Source organism: Paenibacillus sp. FSL R5-0766, from assembly GCF_037971845.1.
Classification (GTDB): Bacteria; Bacillota; Bacilli; order Paenibacillales; family Paenibacillaceae; genus Paenibacillus.
Window position 1 is genome coordinate 2,330,476 of the sequence record NZ_CP150227.1, and the last position, 18,127, is coordinate 2,348,602.

The 18,127-nt window shown below is 46.9% G+C and carries 11 protein-coding genes; 10 read left to right on the forward strand and 1 reads right to left on the reverse strand.

From position 1 onward, the window contains the following. Window positions 1-93 precede the first annotated feature (93 nt). The 7 genes from MKY66_RS10585 to MKY66_RS10615 all read left to right on the forward strand — a co-directional run bounded on the left by MKY66_RS10585 (window position 94) and on the right by MKY66_RS10615 (window position 10,501). Window positions 94-1,533, forward strand: coding sequence for an NAD-dependent malic enzyme (locus MKY66_RS10585; protein WP_076208973.1), 1,440 nt, complete (start codon window positions 94-96; stop codon window positions 1,531-1,533). A gap of 1 nt (window position 1,534) precedes the next feature. Continuing rightward, window positions 1,535-2,257 (forward strand): HD domain-containing protein, encoded by a 723-nt coding sequence (locus MKY66_RS10590; protein WP_083656915.1) that lies wholly within the window; start codon window positions 1,535-1,537, stop codon window positions 2,255-2,257. 302 nt (window positions 2,258-2,559) lie between these two features. Further along, on the forward strand, window positions 2,560-3,627 hold the full coding sequence (locus MKY66_RS10595) for an aromatic acid exporter family protein (protein ID WP_017689291.1): 1,068 nt from the start codon (window positions 2,560-2,562) through the stop codon (window positions 3,625-3,627). Window positions 3,628-3,913: 286 nt separating this feature from the next. Next, window positions 3,914-4,447, forward strand: a complete 534-nt coding sequence (locus tag MKY66_RS10600) for a hypothetical protein (protein ID WP_083656914.1) — start codon at window positions 3,914-3,916, stop codon at window positions 4,445-4,447. Window positions 4,448-4,649: 202 nt separating this feature from the next. Next, the gene (helD, locus tag MKY66_RS10605) at window positions 4,650-7,025 is read left to right on the forward strand and encodes an RNA polymerase recycling motor HelD (protein ID WP_076208972.1); all 2,376 of its coding nucleotides are present in this window, start codon (window positions 4,650-4,652) and stop codon (window positions 7,023-7,025) included. Window positions 7,026-7,335: 310 nt separating this feature from the next. After that, window positions 7,336-9,195, forward strand: coding sequence for an adenine deaminase C-terminal domain-containing protein (locus MKY66_RS10610; protein ID WP_076208971.1), 1,860 nt, complete (start codon window positions 7,336-7,338; stop codon window positions 9,193-9,195). A gap of 385 nt (window positions 9,196-9,580) precedes the next feature. Then, complete coding sequence (locus MKY66_RS10615) at window positions 9,581-10,501, forward strand: hypothetical protein (RefSeq protein ID WP_076208970.1); 921 nt, start codon at window positions 9,581-9,583, stop codon at window positions 10,499-10,501. Between the two features lie 156 nt (window positions 10,502-10,657). On the opposite strand, the gene MKY66_RS10620 is transcribed toward MKY66_RS10615, so the two are convergent. Continuing rightward, window positions 10,658-11,578 carry an AraC family transcriptional regulator gene (locus MKY66_RS10620; RefSeq protein WP_076208969.1) on the reverse strand — a complete coding sequence of 307 codons (921 nt, stop codon included), beginning with the start codon at window positions 11,576-11,578 and terminating at the stop codon, window positions 10,658-10,660. Between the two features lie 172 nt (window positions 11,579-11,750). On the opposite strand from MKY66_RS10620, the gene yicI reads away from it, so the two are divergent. From yicI to MKY66_RS10635, 3 genes are all read left to right on the forward strand, one after another. Then, window positions 11,751-14,069: an alpha-xylosidase gene (gene yicI, locus MKY66_RS10625; RefSeq protein ID WP_076208968.1), complete on the forward strand. Its 2,319-nt coding sequence runs from the start codon at window positions 11,751-11,753 to the stop codon at window positions 14,067-14,069. A 75-nt stretch (window positions 14,070-14,144) separates the two neighbouring features. Next, window positions 14,145-15,155 (forward strand): aminoglycoside phosphotransferase family protein, encoded by a 1,011-nt coding sequence (locus MKY66_RS10630; protein WP_076208967.1) that lies wholly within the window; start codon window positions 14,145-14,147, stop codon window positions 15,153-15,155. Window positions 15,156-15,174: 19 nt separating this feature from the next. Continuing rightward, window positions 15,175-18,126, forward strand: a complete 2,952-nt coding sequence (locus MKY66_RS10635; RefSeq protein ID WP_076208966.1) for a glycoside hydrolase family 3 C-terminal domain-containing protein — start codon at window positions 15,175-15,177, stop codon at window positions 18,124-18,126. Window position 18,127: the final 1 nt, after the last annotated feature.

Below are 18,127 nucleotides of genomic sequence, written 5' to 3' on the forward strand. Positions count from 1 at the left end.
TTTTTCTGGACAAGATAAAGGATAAACGTGTCCGCGTAGCGAAGACAAACACGTAACATGTAACTCAAGACTTTCAGTCTGGGAGGAATGGAAATGAATCAAAGGAATCTGGATGGTAACAGCATTATTATTCGACTGGAAATGACAACTAAGGATATCAAGTTTGGCGAAGTGGCTTCGGCCATCTCGGAAGCTGGGGGAGACATCATTGCCATCGACGTGATTTCCACCAATCAGGATGTAAGCGTGCGCGACTTGACGGTCGCCGTTACAGATGCACAAGATAACAGTAAAATTATAGAAGGGGTGCGCCAGCTCAAAGGTGTGTCCATTATTAACGTATCGGATCGGACGTTCCTGCTTCATCTGGGCGGTAAGATCGAAGTAACACCGAAGACCCCGATTCAAAACCGGGAAGATCTGTCACGTGTGTACACACCGGATGTGGCACGTGTATGTTCAGCCATTTCAGAAGAACCCGGCAAAGCCTTCTCATTGACAATTAAACGGAATACAGTGGCCGTCATATCTGATGGCAGTGCAGTGCTTGGGCTTGGTAATATTGGGCCTCGTGCAGCGATGCCTGTCATGGAAGGTAAAGCGATGTTATTCAAACAATTTGCAGGTGTGGATGCTTTCCCAATCTGCCTGGATACACAGGATACCGAGGAAATCATACGTACTGTGAAAGCGATATCACCTGGTTTTGGCGGCATTAATCTGGAGGATATTTCGTCACCGCGTTGTTTCGAAATTGAGCGTCGTCTGAATGAGGAATTGGACATTCCTGTATTTCATGACGACCAGCATGGCACAGCGGTTGTGTTATACGCCGGTCTGATCAATGCGCTCAAACTGGTGGGCAAGTCCATTGAAGATGTGAAGATTGTGGTCTGTGGTATCGGTGCAGCAGGTGTAGCATGCAGTAACATCTTATTGTCCGCGGGAGCCAGCCGGCTTATAGGTGTCGATCGTGAAGGTGCGATTGTACGGACACAAACCTATGAGAATGAAGTCTGGAGTGATTATGCAGCTCGTACTAATCCCGAACTGGAGACTGGCTCGCTGCGTGATGTCATTCGTGGAGCCGATGTGTTCATTGGCCTGTCCCGCGGGAATCTGTTAACTCGCGAAGATGTGCAGACCATGGCAGAAGATCCAATCGTGTTTGCAATGGCAAACCCGGTACCTGAGATTATGCCTGCCTTGGTGGAAGACATTGTTGCTGTAATGGCAACAGGACGATCCGATTATCCGAATCAGATTAACAATGTGTTATGTTTCCCGGGCATGTTCAGGGCAGTTTTGGATTGCCGAGCCACCGAAATTAATGAAGAAATGAAGCTGGCAGCCGCGCAAGCGATTGCTTCGGCCATTACGGACGAAGAGCGTACACGTTATTACATTATTCCGAGTGTGTTCAATGATAAAGTAGTCAAATCGATGCGCAGTCGCGTAATTGAAGCAGCTATTAAGACGGGTGTAGCTCGACGTATTCCTCGTGAACAGGCCCGTGAAGGCGGGGAATCGTAAGATGTCAGAGAACCCTCTTCAACCTGGTGGGAATCTGCAAGAATTAGGGCACATGCATAATATAGATGGAATAACGGCAGGAGAGGCTGTTCTGCGCGCCGCCCGATCCTTTGTTCAAGGGGACTCATCCAAGCATAGTGATGGTCATGACTGGCCGCACATTGAACGGGTAACCGCACTTGCGGTTGAACTCGCTCACCGTATGGGTGCAGATCCATTTGTCTGTGAACTGGCTGCATTATTACATGATGTACCGGATGAGAAGCTGAATGAGAGCTTGGAAGCCGGGATGGCCAAACTGAATGACTGGCTGGATACCCAGCCTCTTGACCCGGATATACGTAATAAGGTTGTGGGTATTATTAGCACCATCTCATATGCGGGAGGACAGCGTCCTGCGGTCAGCTCGCTTGAAGCACAGGTTGTACAGGATGCGGATCGACTGGATGCATTGGGTGCGATTGGGATCGCGCGAACCTTTGCCTTTTCAGGCGCCAGAGGGCGCGAGATGTACGATCCGTCCCTTCCCCCACGGGAGCAGATGACCCGTGAGGAATATCGCAATGGGCGCAGCACAACGATAAATCACTTTTACGAGAAGTTGTTCAAGCTCAAGGATCTGATGAATACCTCCTATGGCAAGGAGCTGGCGGAACAGCGTCATGATTATATGGTGCAGTTTGTGGACCAGTTCAAAAGGGAATGGGAGGGCACGGACCGTTAGGCAGGCATAATAAGCATGAGCATTCCACAGAGGTATCATAAGTAACAGAGGCGAATCTTTGAAGTGGCGAAAATCCATTTTGAAGATTTGCTTCTTTATGTATGTTAATAATGTGTATTAACATACATAAAGAAATCAATTTCACAATACCACTGACTTATGACATGGCAACGGAAGACCTTACATGGTACAATAAATCGTTCTCCTGAATGAATTCAGGCAAAAAAAGAAATATGGGGTAATAATGAACATGATTATCAAATGTAAAATTTCAGGTTCGGTAGAGAGGAGGGGTCATCACCATGTCGTTTGGTGCGCGTGTACTTAAGACGGGGATTGCGGTCACGCTTGCCTTGTACCTAAGCAGCCTGTTCTTGAACCCGCAATCTCCCGTGCCTGCCGCAATCGCGGCTATATTCGCCATGCAGCCTTCGATCTATCGTTCCTGGAAATACTTCCTGGATCAATTGCAAACGACCACGCTGGGAGCTATTGTCGCCCTGGTGGGGGGCATGGTGTTGTCCAATGAGCCAATCGCCGTTGGATTAATTATTGTACTTGTCATCATGATCTGTCTTAAATTGAATATGGGTGAGACGGTTGGCCTTACACTGGTCACGGTTGTATCCATTATGGAAGCATCGGGTGACTGGCATTTTGCACTCAATCGTTTTCTGTTGACACTGGTTGGTATTGTATCGGCGTTTCTCATCAACATTACTGTATTTCCTCCGAAACCGAAGGTTCAGTTCGTGAAGCAGATCCATAGTGTATTCAGCGGTATGTCGTTGCTTCTGCGAACCTCGATCTCGGATGAGATCAAGGAAGTTGTATTCCGGGAGGAAAAAAGTAACCTGGGCGGTTCCATTAAGTCTTTGTCCGACAAGTATAACTTGTTCGAAGAGGAACAGAAAAAGATGAAACGTTCGAAATTCAGCGAAACTCGTCAGATGGTGGTCTACAAACAAATGCTGCTGAGTTTGCAAAAAGGGTATGAGGTGCTGGATTCGGTGGAACGCCACTATTTCCAGGCACCGCGGACAACGGCCATGGATCAGTTTTTTGACTCTCATCTTGAACTGGTTATCAAATTCCATGAGCATGCACTGCTCAAGTTCGAGGATAAGCTGAAGCCTAATGGGGAAGAGGCCGCACAGTTTGTATTGGATAATGACCGTTTCATGGAGCAGGCAATCACCCAGTTTGATATCGACAAGGAAGGGATGTTACGATTGTCCATCGTGGCTGCAGCGATCTATGATTACGGATATCAACTGGAACGTTTGAATCGACTTGCCGAACATGTGCATAGCGCAAGTGAAGACAAAGAATCACAGGATAAAATTTTGAATTGGCTTAAGTGGCCTTAAATTCAAGTTCAAAAAGTCTGGTTTTCAGTACCAAGAAGATGGAATGAAGATAGAAATGGAGTAGCGGAGCGTAGGAAAACTACGTGAGCAACGGACATTTCGGCTGAATTTCATATTCGATGCTGATGATGCCGTTAGGCATGATTCGTAATCAAAATTAGACTTTTTGAACAACCTCTAAGTGCGAATTGCGCTCCTGCTTGGCGATCATATACAATGTAGTTACAACATTGCCCGGACAATCGTGTCCGGGTTGTTTTGTCATACATACGGCTGAAGGGCATGAATGAATATTAACGAACTGAGGGATAGAGACATGATTATAGAGGAATTGGACGCTGAACTAATGGAATGGTTGAGTGGGACAAATCTGGCGCATAAACAGCATGAAGCCATGCAACTGCTGACCGTGTCCGAGGATCAATGGCCGCATCAGGCCATGATCAGTATGGGGGAAGTGATTGCGATAAATCCGCATCAGCTTAGACTTGCTCTATGGCCAGGTACACAGACCAGTATGAACATGAGCAAAACAGGCAAGGCTACCTTGATTGCGGTTCAAGGACATCGATTGCTGCATATCCGTATAGAAGTAGAACGGTTGCCTGAGATTAAGGGCGCTGTTCATCCGAGGGATCGTTTTGAAGCACAAGTGCTCCATGTACGTGTGGATCACGCGCCATATGCGGAGATCACTTCAGGAATAACCTTTCAATTAAAAGATGAACTTGGAGCAATTGCACGCTGGAAAGAGACGATTGAAGAATTACGAAAACAGGCAGAAGTAGCTAAGTCAGATGAGGACCCGGTGATTGGGTAATAATGAAGAAGAAAACAACAAAAAACGCCTCCGCTTGCATCGGGACGTTGTCACTGGTACAATAAAAAATGGTTTTCAGAAAATTAGAACTAATTAACATATAATTAAAATGTTTACTTTCTAATAATTATACCATTGCCTTTTCGGGCTTGTCAAATGGGATTTTGAGGACACAATCCGGGGAAAGAGGGGCTATTAACATATGAGTACAGATCAGCAATGGAATGTGGAACAACAACGGGTCAACACCGTGACCGATCAGATTGAACGCAAGATCTCAACGCTGGAAGATGAAGTTGGTTCCTTCCGTGACGAAGTGGTTGGCATGAGAAAAGACTTCTGGGATGAAGTCACAATGAACTTTAGTGAAGCGGATGATGTAGGGGAAACTTCAACCAGTATGCGGCAGCAGTCACAGGTACTGTCCGATCGGGAGCGCAGTCATCTCAATACAGCGGCTGCGTTGGACAAAATGAAACGACTGCATCATTCACCGTATTTTGGGCGCATTGATTTTAAGGAAGACGGATATCCAAATGCAGAACGCATTTATCTGGGTATTGCATCGTTGTTGGATGAGAAGGAAGAGTTCTTTCTGGTCTACGACTGGCGTGCACCAATCTCCAACCTGTATTATGACGGAGCGCCGGGTCCAATCACGTACCAGACTCCAAGCGGGGAGATCAGCGGTGATATAGAGATGAAGCGGCAGTTTGTCATTCGGGACGGACGTATCCGTTTTATGTTTGACACGGGGGTTACGATTGGTGATGAGTTGTTGCAGGCCGTGCTCAGTCGAACTTCGGATGCACAGATGAAGAGTATTGTAGCGACCATTCAGAAGGAGCAAAACCGGATTATCCGTAATGACCGGACACGTATGCTCATTGTGCAAGGCGCAGCCGGCAGTGGCAAAACATCCGCGGCGCTCCAGCGTGTGGCATATCTTCTCTATAAATACCGCGAGCATCTGCAAGCGGATCAGATGGTTCTTTTTTCACCAAATCCAATGTTCAACAGTTATGTCTCCACGGTACTGCCTGAGCTTGGGGAGGAAAACATGTTGCAAACGACCTTCCAGGAGTATCTGGAGCGCCGTTTGGGTCGTGAATATCAACTGGAAGATCCGTTTATTCAACTCGAATATGTACTTACGGGGACGGAAGATCCTGATTACGATGTGCGCATGTCCAGCATTCGCTTCAAGTCATCCGAATCTTTCCTGAAAGTCATTACACGTTATAAGGAAAGCATGTTGTCAGGTGGCATGAAATTCAAGCCGGTACGCTTCCAGGGCCGAGCGATTGTCACGTCAGAGGCTATGGCTGAGAAGTTCTACAGTTTCGAGTCGTCCGTCAAGCTGGTGAGTCGACTGGAGATGCTGCGGGATTGGATGCTGAAAGAACTGTCTGCCTTTGGTAAAGGTGAACTGGATGCGCCTTGGGTGGATCAGCAGCTTGATCTGATGGAGCCGGAGGATCTGCAACGAGCGTATCAACGGTTGAAGCGCAAACAAAAAGGAAAGACCCATACATTTAATGACTTCGAGCAGGAAAGAGAAATTCTGGCACGTATGGTGGTCAGTGATCGACTCAAACCGTTGCGGAAATGGATTAAGTCCTTACGATTCGTTGATATAAGACAATTATATGCACATCTATTCAACGATCAGGCTCAGATGGAGCGATTGCTGGGTGACGAAGCTCTGCCTGCTCAATGGGATGAAATCTGTAAGATGACTTTACGCAGATTGAAGCTTCAGGAGTTGGCATATGAAGATATTACGCCATACTTGTACTTGCGTGAGCTTATGCTTGGATTCCATATTAACTCGAATATTCGTCATGTCATTATTGATGAAGCCCAGGACTATTCTGCGTTTCAGTTGGCATTTATGAAGAGATTGTTCCCACGGGCGAAAATAACAGCACTTGGTGATTTTAATCAGGCAATCTATGCCCACTCTTCAGTACTTAGTGGAACAGGACCCTTGACTAACCTGTACGGACCAGACAACACGGAAGTCATTGAGCTGACCAGAAGTTATCGATCTACCCGGGAGATCGTGGAGTTTACACGTGGCATGGTGCCTGGTGGGGAAGAGATTATTCCATTTAACCGCAGCGGTGAGAAACCTAAAGTGATCGTTTCTTCTGATTCAGAGCGTCATATGAATGTCATCACAACAGACCTCAAGCACTTGATTAAGGAAGGGTACGAATCGGTTGCAGTTATCTGCAAAACCGCCGAAGAGAGCAGAGACGTACATGCTGCATTGAGTAAGGCGCTCCCCACAGCACCGAAGTTAATTAAGAAAACGACGCTGGCTTTTGAGCAGGGTGTTCATGTGATCCCGGCGTATCTGGCCAAAGGTGTGGAATTCGATGCTGTCCTGATCTATGACGGCTCTGCGGAGCAGTATGCTCAGGAGCATGAACGCAAGTTGTTCTATACGGCTTGCACACGAGCGATGCATCTGCTGCACGTTTACTGCGTGGGCACACCGAGTCCGTTCATTACCGCCCAGTCGGAAGAACGGTATGATCTTGGCAAGGTGTCTACTGCGCAAGTGGACTGACATAATACTTCATATGCATGAGGAAGGCTTCCGTTCAATGGAACGGGAGTTTTTCTGTATATGATACATATATCGGGAAGAAGCTAGCTTAGCGAGGGAATTATACGTAATGAGGTTACAGCCATATAGGTGATCGTATTGATAAAAATACCTAACGTGAATTCGTAAGGATTGGGTCCCGTGGATAAATACGTCTGCATAATTTGTATTTAAGCACAATCGATGTGATTTTTCTTTACACATGAAGTCCGGACTCATATAATCGTAACAATATATTTTTTTTGGATCGTTTATTAAAGGAGGTAACAAAATGAACAAATCATCTTTTGAACGGCCACTTATGGCCGATTGTGTACCGGATCTGGTCGCTACAGCACGGGGAGATTTGCCAGCGACTTTGGTCATTAGGGGAGGTACGCTGGTAAACGTGATATCGGGTGAGATTTTACCTGAGATGTCCATAGCTGTACAGGGAGCTCGAATCGCTTATGTCGGTAAAGATGTAAGCCACACTATCGGAGAACATACCCGGATCATTGAAGCAAACGGTAAGTATATCGCTCCTGGTCTGCTGGATGGACACTGCCATATCGAAAGTACACAGATGAAAGTAACCGAGTTTGCGAGAGCGGTATTGCCTTCAGGCACGACCGGAGGTTTCTTTGACCCACATGAGATCTCCAACGTGCTTGGTCTGAAAGGTCTGAGACTGATGCTAGATGAAGCACGGACCACACCGATGGCTGCTTATATGCAGGTGGCTTCCTGTGTCCCTTCCACACATCCAGGATTGGAGACAACAGGTGCTTATATCGGACCTGAAGAGGTAGCTGAGGCTCTTTCCTGGGGTCCGGACATGATTGGTCTTGGTGAAGTGATGAACTTCCCTGGAGTGGTCTATGGGGATGAGACGATGATCGGTGAGATACAGGCGACGCTCCGGGCAGGTAAAGTGGCAGACGGTCATTTCACCTGGGCAGCAGATGACTGGCGTCTGCCAGCCTACGCAGCGAGTGGTGTTACAGGGGATCATGAATGTGTGACCAAGGAAGATGTGGTTGAACGTCTGCGACTCGGAATGTACGCGAAGATGCGCCAAGGTTCGGCATGGCATGATGTGGCTGAGACGATCAAAGCCTGCACTGAGCTTGGACTGGATACACGCCGGATGATGCTGGTGACAGATGACCGAAGTTCTGAATCGCTGCTCAAAGAAGGACATATGGATTTTGTTGTTCGTCTAGCAATCTCTCAAGGGGTGAAGCCAGTTACGGCTTTCCAGATGGCAACCATTAACACGGCTGAGCGCTTTGGTGTTGCGCGCGACATTGGTGCGATTATTCCGGGCAATATAGCCGATATTATTCTGCTGGACGGTCGGTTGGCGGATGTACGTGTAGGCATGACGATTGCTGCCGGGCAAGTTGTAGCTGAGAACGGGAAAATGACGGCGGTCTGGGACAGTTTCACGTACCCGGAGGAAGCGCTGAACACGGTGAAGTTAGAAGCTAATATTAAGCCAGTAGATTTGGAGTTGGCTGCGCCGATTCAAGAGGGGATCATTGGTGCCAAAATCATTCATGTGACAGAGAACCATGTGGATACAAAGGAGAAACACCTGCCTGTTACCGTAGAGAACGGCAAGGTTGTGGTTTCAACTTCAGGGGAAGTATGCAAAATTGCGGTATTGGAGCGTCACAAACAAACCGGGAATCGAGCGGTAGCGCTTGTTGGAGGCATCGGCTTCACATCACCTGCAGCGATTGCGATGACAGTTGCTCATGATAGTCACAACCTGTTGATTATCGGTAATGATGATGCATTAATGGCTGAAGCCGGCAATCGCGTCATTCGTATGCAGGGCGGGGTGGCCGTGGTAACGGCAGCAGGGGTAACCGAATTCCCGCTACGGATTGCAGGGTTGATGTCAACCGAATCTTTTGAAGTCGTTGCAGCCCAATCGGCAGCAGTCAGTGAAGCTTTACAGTCCGCAGGATGTACGTTGAATAATGCGTTCATGACGCTTTCGTTGCTCGCGCTGGTTGTGATTCCAGAATTACGTTTGTCCGACAAGGGGCTTGTGCGGATCTCGGCAGAAGGTATTGAACTGGTGTCTCTTTTCGATGAAGTGGTTGACAATGCACCGGTAGCTCCATCGGGTAATGAATGAACGGAAATGTCGACTAGACATCATTAAATAGGGTTCCATATAAAGCCGCCTTAGGGCGGTTTTTTGGTGTATTTTGAGAGAAAACGCTTTCTAGGTCTTCTGGAGCTTGGTGTACATATGGCAATAATGACTGAAGTCATGCTGAAATAAGGATTGAATTTGAAAATAATAAATAATTGCGACTTTTGAACTATACATACAGAACTACGAATTCCCGAAATATAGTTATATGATTCTTTCGTAGTGAGTCTCAAAGATGATATTGCATATAGAAGCAATTCAAATTCGTCGTACCTAATAAATATCCATTAAATGAATATGAAACGACACAATTTCATCCAGATTTGCACGTCAGAGCTGATAACTTCAGAGGGAGTGTACAAATATGAAAAGCAAAAGGGGTTACCGTTTTATCTTATTACTGAGTTGTTTGATCCTGTGTGTGAGTACAGCCTGTTCTTCCAAAGCCATTGCGGATGGTTCAGTCGAAAGTTATGCAACGATTCATGGAAAACTCGATGTGCCAGTGAGAGCGACTTGGGTATGGGATACCACCCAGATCCGAAGTAATCCTCAAGAGGTGTTAAATTACGCTACAGCGAACAAGATCAATACGATCTATCTGCAGTTGAACCGGGATATAAAGATTCCCGAGTATAAAAGTTTTATTCGCCAGGCGAGAGCCAAGAACATTGCGGTTGACGTCATGGATGGAAGATCAGCCTGGGGGTTGACGGAAAGCCGGGAGCAGATTGCTTCTTTCCTGGACTGGATCGAGGCATATCAGGCGCAGGCGTTGTCCAATGAGAAGTTTGCTGGTATTCATCTGGATATTGAGCCACATGTGCACCCGCAGTGGAAAATCAATCAGGCCAGTGTAATTACCCAGTGGCAAGGCAATGTGGAGTACATTGTTGAGCGAGCATCACGGATGAAGATGCCGGTAGCGGCTGATCTGCCTTTCTGGCTCGATAACTACAAAATTCCGGGTTCAACGATGGCGGTTAGCAGCTGGATGATCCGCAAGTTTGATTCCATCACCATTATGGCTTACCGGGATACAGCTGCTGCAATCTATAGTGTAGCGAAGGATGAACTTGCAGAAGCAGCTCTGCTTGGCAAGACGATCTCGATCGCCGTGGAAACAAAGCAAAGTAAGGAAGGCGACTTCATTACTTTTTATGAAGAGGGATCTGCTTATATGGAAACACAATTAAAGTTGGTCGAAAAAATGGCTTCAGTTCATACGTCCTTTAACGGTTTCTCCGTACATGAGTACACTTCATGGAAGACCCTGAAAAAGTGAGACACCAATAAGCTCCTTAGCGCAATGCTTGAAGTAATATATGAAAGAGTTCTTACTGAAACAACGTGTCTCAGAGCGTTACGTTGTTAGTTTTCGGGAATTGGAAGTTGATAAAGAAGGTGTTTGCAGCTGAATAGCTGCGAGCACCTTCTTCTTTTACACCTGAACCAGGGCAGAATCCATGGCCACGTTCTCATAGAACATTTTGCGATACTGTGAAGGTGTGGTGGCTTTATGCTTTTTAAATGTAGTGATGAAGTAGCTTAGATGCTCAAAACCCACATCCATGGCGATATCAACAATCTTATGATCCGTATTCTCAAGCTGAACGCAGGCCTGTTGAACACGGTAATAGTTAATGTAATCTACAGGTGTTTTCTGCACCATCTGTTTGAAAAAACGGCAGAAGTGTCCTTCGCTCATATTCGCTTCATCGGCTAGTTCTTTCAGCTTTAATGGTTCAGGATAACGTTTGTGGATATAACCGAGCACGGATTTCAGGCGCTCTACCTTGTCATGACTCCCTGTAGCCACGGTGCCTTTGAGCGGAGCAGGTCTCATATGTTCGAACATTCGGGCAAATACGAGGTAAAGGTACGCTTTTGTTGACATTTCACACGTTTCGGTTCGGGTAGCATGGTCTGCAAATATACGTTTCAGGAGCTCCAGAATTTCTTGTCCCCAATCCTCATCTGCCTTGATATGACTGGGGGGAATTACCGTTTTGCGTACCAGTGGACCGATAAATTTCTCCTGGACCGTATCGAAGGTACGGCTACCAAGCAGCTCGGGATTAAATACAATGGAAGAGAATACACAGGGAACATCGCCCTTCAGATACCCCGCATGAATCTCGCCTCTATTGATGAAAATGGCTTCTCCAGCTTGTACCTCAACGGTGTTCATATCAATCTGAAAGACGGCGCAGCCCTGGGTCACCATGGTGAACTCCATCTCATCATGCCAGTGGCAATCGAGGATGCTATCCCCGTTCAGTTGTTGAATATCCGGGTACACACTGACGGGATACATGGCATTGCCGTGAATCCGGTCTTCCCGTAATCGTTCACGTTCCATATCAGATTCTCCTTTTGTATCATTATTAATGTAATCGTTTCCATAGATTGGTGATGATGTTTAAGAATCGGATGTTTATTATCAAAATCGTGATATATTTGGTCAAAATAAGAGAAGAATTCCGTGATTAATATCAATATTATTATAATATAACCAAAGGGGGAAAGAAAACATGAAATTTACTGATGGATTCTGGATGACTCGTGAAGGGTACCAGATTCAAAACCCGACTGACATTCGTGATATTGTGCAAAAAGACAATTCTGTGACCGTATATGCGGCAACTAAATATATTCGCAGCAAAGGCGACACGTTGAACGGTACATTGCTGAAGGCAACGTACAGCTCACCAATGCCTAACGTTATTCGTGTAACCTTGAATCATCATAAAGGCGGCGTGAAAAAAGGGCCTGTATTTGAGCTTAACACACAAGAAGCCAACGTTGAGATCGCAAAAAATGAACAAGGTGCTGTTTTGAAAAGTGGCAACCTGGAAGTTCAAATCGACAAAACAAACGGTTGGGATATTAGCTTCCTGTATGGAGGGAAACGGATTACAGGTAGCGGTCAAAGAGCTGCTGGTTATATTACAGGTCCAAGCAAGGAAGCATACTTCCGCGAGCAGCTTGATCTCGGTATTGGTGAATACGTTTACGGACTCGGTGAGCGCTTCACGCCGTTTGTTAAGAATGGCCAAATCGTAGATACCTGGAATGAGGACGGCGGTACAAGCAGTGAGCAGTCTTATAAGAACATTCCGTTCTACCTGTCCAATAAAGGATATGGCGTATTTGTAAACCATCCTGAACGCGTATCATACGAGATTGCATCCGAGAATGTATCCAAAGTTCAGTTCAGCGTAGAAGGCGAGACGTTGGAGTACTTCATTATCGGCGGTGACAATCCTAAGGATGTGCTTGATAATTATACGAAATTAACAGGTAAACCAGCGCTTCCACCGGCATGGACTTTTGGTCTGTGGCTGACAACGTCATTCACAACGGATTACGACGAAGCAACGGTTAACCATTTCGTAGATGGCATGGCTGAACGTGATCTTCCGTTGTCTGTATTCCATTTTGACTGCTTCTGGATGAAGGAATACCAATGGTCTGATTTTGTATGGGATGAAGCGATGTTCCCGGATCCGGAAGGCATGCTTGCACGTCTGAAAGAAAAGGGCCTTAAAATCTGTGCTTGGATCAATCCATATATTGCAGAAAAATCCTACTTGTTCGATGAAGGTATGGAGAACGGTTACCTGGTGAAAACAGCCGATGGCAGCGTATGGCAATGGGATATGTGGCAAGCAGGTATGGCTCTGGTTGACTTCACAAATCCGGATGCTGTGAACTGGTATAAGAGCAAGCTGGAAGTCCTGCTGGATCAAGGTGTAGATTCCTTCAAGACCGACTTCGGTGAAAGAATTCCGACAGATGTTGTGTACTTCGATGGTTCTGATCCGGTTAAAATGCACAACTATTATACACAGCTCTATAACAAAGCTGTATTTGAATTGCTTGAAGAGAAGATTGGCAAAAACGAAGCTGCCCTGTTTGCACGCTCTGCAACAGCAGGTGGGCAACAATTCCCGGTTCACTGGGGCGGTGACTGCTCTTCCACGTATGAATCCATGGCTGAATCCCTTCGGGGCGGCTTGTCGCTGGGACTTTCCGGTTTCGGATTCTGGAGCCATGATATCAGTGGTTTTGAAAGCACAGCTAGCCCTGATGTCTACAAACGCTGGGTACAATTCGGACTGTTATCTTCACACAGTCGCCTGCACGGAAGCACTTCGTATCGTGTGCCTTGGTTGTTTGACGAGGAATCCGTGGACGTTGTTCGTGACTTTACCAAACTCAAAATCAGCCTGATGCCGTACCTGTACAATTCTGCGGTGGAGTCAACGGTAAAAGGGATTCCGATGATGCGCGCTATGCTGCTGGACTTCCCAGAGGACCCAACAACATACAGCCTGGATACGCAATATATGTTTGGTGACTCGATTCTGGTGGCTCCAATCTTCAATAAGGAGGGTGATGTTCGTTATTACCTGCCTGAAGGAACTTGGACGAACTATCTGACAGGAGCGAAAGTACAAGGTGGACGCTGGATCAGTGAAAACCATGACTTCAAAACACTGCCAATGATGGTTAAGCCAAACAGCTTGATCGCTGTCGGTGCGGTGGATAGCAAACCGGATTATGACTTTGCGAATGATGTGTCCTTGCACTTGTTCGAACTGGCTGACGGTCAAACGGCTCAAGCTGTCGTTGTGAACCAAGCGGCTGAACAGGAGCTGACAGTTAACGTTACACGTAATGGATCAGTGCTGGATGTTCGTGCTGAAGGTGCAGGCAAACCATGGAGCTTGGTGCTTCGCGGCATTGAGAGTGTATCCAGCGTTGAAGGCGGTTCCCAAGTGTCTGGTGCAAATGGTGCTGTTGTTACGGCAGCAACAGGCTCAAACGCGCTTACAATCCAACTGTAACATGATATAGTAGAAGAAAAGGACGGTGCCGAAAGGTGCCGTCTGTTTGTCTACGATGATAGGAGATTGAATGAAATGAGTACAATGAATTCGGGTTTGCACTGTACGATATCAGCAGAGATGCTGCATCAACTGGTAGAAATTCATTTTGGAAGCGATACCAAAGTGAAGGAGTTTGGTCTTCTGCAAGGTGGACTTTTTAATACAACCTATCGGATTCACCTTGAACATACATCCTATACGGATGTGATTTTACGTTTGGCTCCAGAGCGGGGAGAGATGGCGGCTGGTTCTGCGAGTGATCCACTATTTTCGTTCGAACGCACGATGATGGCGGCTGAACCGATTGTATATGAATATTACCGCAAGGCAGGCATTCCTGCTCCCAACATTATCGCTTGTGATGACAGCGGATCGATCATTCCAAGAACGTACATGTTTATGGCGTTTATCCCGAGTAAGCAGCTGGATCACGCATCAATTTCAGACATAGACAAAGAGCGATTGTATCATCAGCTTGGCGTTTATACCGCCATCATGCATCAGATCGAGGGTGCATCGTTTGGCTGGCCGCAGGGTGATGGGACGATTAGAGGCTCGGATCAATGGTCCGAGGTGCTGCACTCTTTTGCAGAAGAAACGGCACTTAAAGCGGCACAAGTCGATTATATGTCAGGTGTGGGAGAAGATATCGCTGCTATTTTCATCAAAAATAAAGACTTATTTGATCAAGTGACCCGTCCGGTACTCGTTCATAATGACCTGTGGGAAGCAAATGTACTTGTTCATCAGGAAAATAGTGAGCTAAACATTGCGGCAATCATTGACGGAGATCGTTCCATGTTTGCCGACAGAGAGTTTGAAGCCCTATTGTCGTCAGAATCAGCGGCTTTCCATGAAGGATATGATCGTCCTCTGGACTCATCTGTTGAAGGACAGGCACGCAGGCTAGCCTACCGAATACTGTCTTCGTATTTTAATGCCTATGTTCATGAACATCAGGTTAATCAACCTGAAGATGGTCAGAAGTATCGCCAGCGTACGCTGGATTTACTGGAGCAATGGAGGCAACTGGAATACAACTAACTCGCAGGAGGAATGCAGGATGAAGGAGTATCATCAATACCCGATGTGGGACGCGTCACGTTCACTTGAGGAACGTTTGGATGACCTGATTGCACGATTGACAACGGAGGAGAAGATCAGACTAATTCCTACACGCGAAGCAGCTGTACCAAGACTGGGCATTCCAGCCTACAACGTTGGGGGCGAAGCTGCCCACGGGGTTGCATGGAAAGGGGAGGCGACGGTATTTCCGCAACCTCTCGGTCTATCGAGTACCTGGAATACGAGACTTATGCAGGAGATTGGTTCCGTTATTGGCGATGAAGCGAGGGCATACCATCACCGTGATCCTGAAGTTCACGGGTTAACATTGTGGGCACCAACGGTTGACCTGGAACGTGATCCACGCTGGGGCAGAACGGAAGAGGGATATGGCGAAGACCCGGTCCTCACGGGAGAAATGTCGGCAGCACTCGTTAAAGGCATGCAGGGAAATGATCCTTTTTATCTTAAAATGGTCGCGACATTGAAACACTTTTTTGCCAATAATAATGAGAAAGATCGGCTAAATTGTTCATCCAGCATCGACCCTCGCAATTTGCGGGAATACTATCTAAAAGCATTTGAAACGCCATTTGTGGAAGGCGGAGCCTTGTCCATGATGACAGCTTACAATTCCATCAATGGTACACCTGCCATTGAAAGTCCATATGTGAATGATGTGGTTAAGGGTGAGTGGGCGATGCCAGGTTTCATTGTATGTGATGGTGGAGACCTGTCACAGACGGTGAATTATCATGGTTATCATACCAGTCATGCCGAATCAGCAGCAGGTGCGTTGAAGGCAGGAGTGGATTGTCTTACAGATGAAGTTGATCTTGTTGTATCTGCTCTGGAGGAGGCTCTTGACCAGAATCTGTTGGAAATAGCTGATTTGGACAGAGCGATCCGCAACATCTTTGGTGTGCGGATGCGACTTGGACAACTGGATCAGTCGGGGCAAAATCCATATGCGTCTATTTCCGAGTCGGTATTATGTGCACCGGAGCACGCCAAACTCAGTTATCGTGCCGCTGCCGAATCCATTGTTTTGCTCCAAAATGATGGATTGCTTCCGTTGCAGCCAGAAGCGTTGCAGAAAATCAGTGTGATTGGACCCCTTGCGGATGTTGTCTATACCGATTGGTACAGTGGCACACTGCCTTATCGTGTATCCGTCCTCGATGGACTGCGTAATCGACTACCTCAATCAGACATAACGTATGCAGATGGGAATGACCGTATTCAGCTGAAGACAACAGACGGACAAGTTGTAACTCTTGGTGCGCAAGGTACACTCGTCGCTGTACCGGAAGCCAGTGCACCTACAGCCGCCGAATTTGTACATCAGGATTGGGGTTGGGGAAGTCATACGCTGAGAAGTGTGAACAATAATCGATACGTTAGCTTAACCGAGCAAGGTATCTATCAGGCAAATGCACCGGAGATTGGTGGCTGGTTTGTGAAGGAAGTTGTTCGCATAGATCCTCTAACGGATGGAAGTAACACCTTGCGGACGTGGAACGGTATTTCTGTTGGGCTGAGCGAATATCAGGGACAGTCTGCTGTATCTCCACTCCGGCCACAAGGAGAACAGACTACAGCTACAGGTACAAATCAGAATGATATTGGTGACTATGGACACGCAAGTCAATCACCAGGCAATACACAGATACCTTCTGCATTCAAAATTGATATTATGACAAGCGGAATACAACAAGCTGTAGAAGCTGCACGTAGCAGTCAGGCATCTGTCGTTGTTGTTGGCAACAGCCCATACATCAACGGCAAAGAAGAAATTGACCGCCCAAGTCTGTTGCTTCCGCCGAGTGAGGTCGAGCTTGTCAAAGCTGTGTGTGAAGCTAATCCCAATACAGTGGTTGTCATTATGGGCAGTTATCCATTTGCCTTGCAGGAGTTGAAAGGTATTGCCCGCGCAATCGTTTATATGACACATGCAGGTCAGGAATTGGGGAACGCGCTTGCAGATGTGCTGTTAGGTCATTATGCCCCGGCAGGCAGATTGAATATGACTTGGTATGAAGACGAATCACAGCTTCCTGACATAATGGATTATGACATCATTCAGAATGGCATGACCTATATGTATCATGAAGGACCGGTTCAATATGCATTTGGTCATGGCCTGACGTATTCGGAATTCGAATACGAAGCGATTCGTGTAAGTCGCAGTGCTACAGAGGAATCCACCACTACAGATCAATTGAAGATTGAAGTGGAGATACACAATGCAGGTGAACGTGACAGTGATGAAGTCGTACAGATCTATGGAACTGCACATACCTCGCGAGTGAAACGCGCTCAGAAGCAACTCCTTGCTTTCCGCCGTGTTCATGTCAAAGCAGGGACACGTGTTACGATAAGTCTAGAAGTTCCTGTTCAGAAGCTGGAGCTATGGGATGTTACCCGAGATCGATACTGCCTGGAGACAGCAACCTGGGCTATCCTGGCAGGGCGTTCTTCCGCAGATATACGTCAGTCGGCTGATATTAAAATTGAAGGTGAGACGATTCCGGATCGTCCGCTGCACTTGCTTACCTTTGCCGAGAATTACGATGCTTGTGCAGGTGTTCTTCTGGATGAATGTCTGGAAGGGCGTTCGGCAGTTCGGGCAATCACTCCGGAAGAACCCTTATATCGAGAGGAGCAATCGTCCTGGATCGCTTTCAACCATAATGCTGTTCAAGAAGTACAAGGATTTGAAGCCAGAGTGGCAGCTTTTGGGGAAGAGGGCAGTCTGGAGATTCGTTCTGGAGGACTGGAGGGCGAACTGCTCGGTGTATGTGAAGTTTCTGGACCTGGAGGCAGTGTGAATGGGAAAGATATCAAGTGGACAACAGTCCAGTGTTCGCTTGAGGCGACACATAAGGTGAATGAGCTGTATATTATTTTCAAAGGTGGAGCAGCGTTACGGCACTTTAGATTGTTGTAGT

Coding starts and splice junctions, on each gene's coding strand:
- MKY66_RS10590 (WP_083656915.1), top strand. CDS start 1,535: ATGTCAGAGAACCCTCTTCAACCTGGTGGGAATCTGCAAGAATTAGGG.
- MKY66_RS10620 (WP_076208969.1), bottom strand. CDS start 11,578: ATGGAACGTGAACGATTACGGGAAGACCGGATTCACGGCAATGCCATG.
- MKY66_RS10610 (WP_076208971.1), top strand. CDS start 7,336: ATGAACAAATCATCTTTTGAACGGCCACTTATGGCCGATTGTGTACCG.
- MKY66_RS10595 (WP_017689291.1), top strand. CDS start 2,560: ATGTCGTTTGGTGCGCGTGTACTTAAGACGGGGATTGCGGTCACGCTT.
- MKY66_RS10585 (WP_076208973.1), top strand. CDS start 94: ATGAATCAAAGGAATCTGGATGGTAACAGCATTATTATTCGACTGGAA.
- MKY66_RS10630 (WP_076208967.1), top strand. CDS start 14,145: ATGAGTACAATGAATTCGGGTTTGCACTGTACGATATCAGCAGAGATG.
- helD (WP_076208972.1), top strand. CDS start 4,650: ATGAGTACAGATCAGCAATGGAATGTGGAACAACAACGGGTCAACACC.
- MKY66_RS10600 (WP_083656914.1), top strand. CDS start 3,914: ATGAATATTAACGAACTGAGGGATAGAGACATGATTATAGAGGAATTG.
- MKY66_RS10615 (WP_076208970.1), top strand. CDS start 9,581: ATGAAAAGCAAAAGGGGTTACCGTTTTATCTTATTACTGAGTTGTTTG.
- MKY66_RS10635 (WP_076208966.1), top strand. CDS start 15,175: ATGAAGGAGTATCATCAATACCCGATGTGGGACGCGTCACGTTCACTT.
- yicI (WP_076208968.1), top strand. CDS start 11,751: ATGAAATTTACTGATGGATTCTGGATGACTCGTGAAGGGTACCAGATT.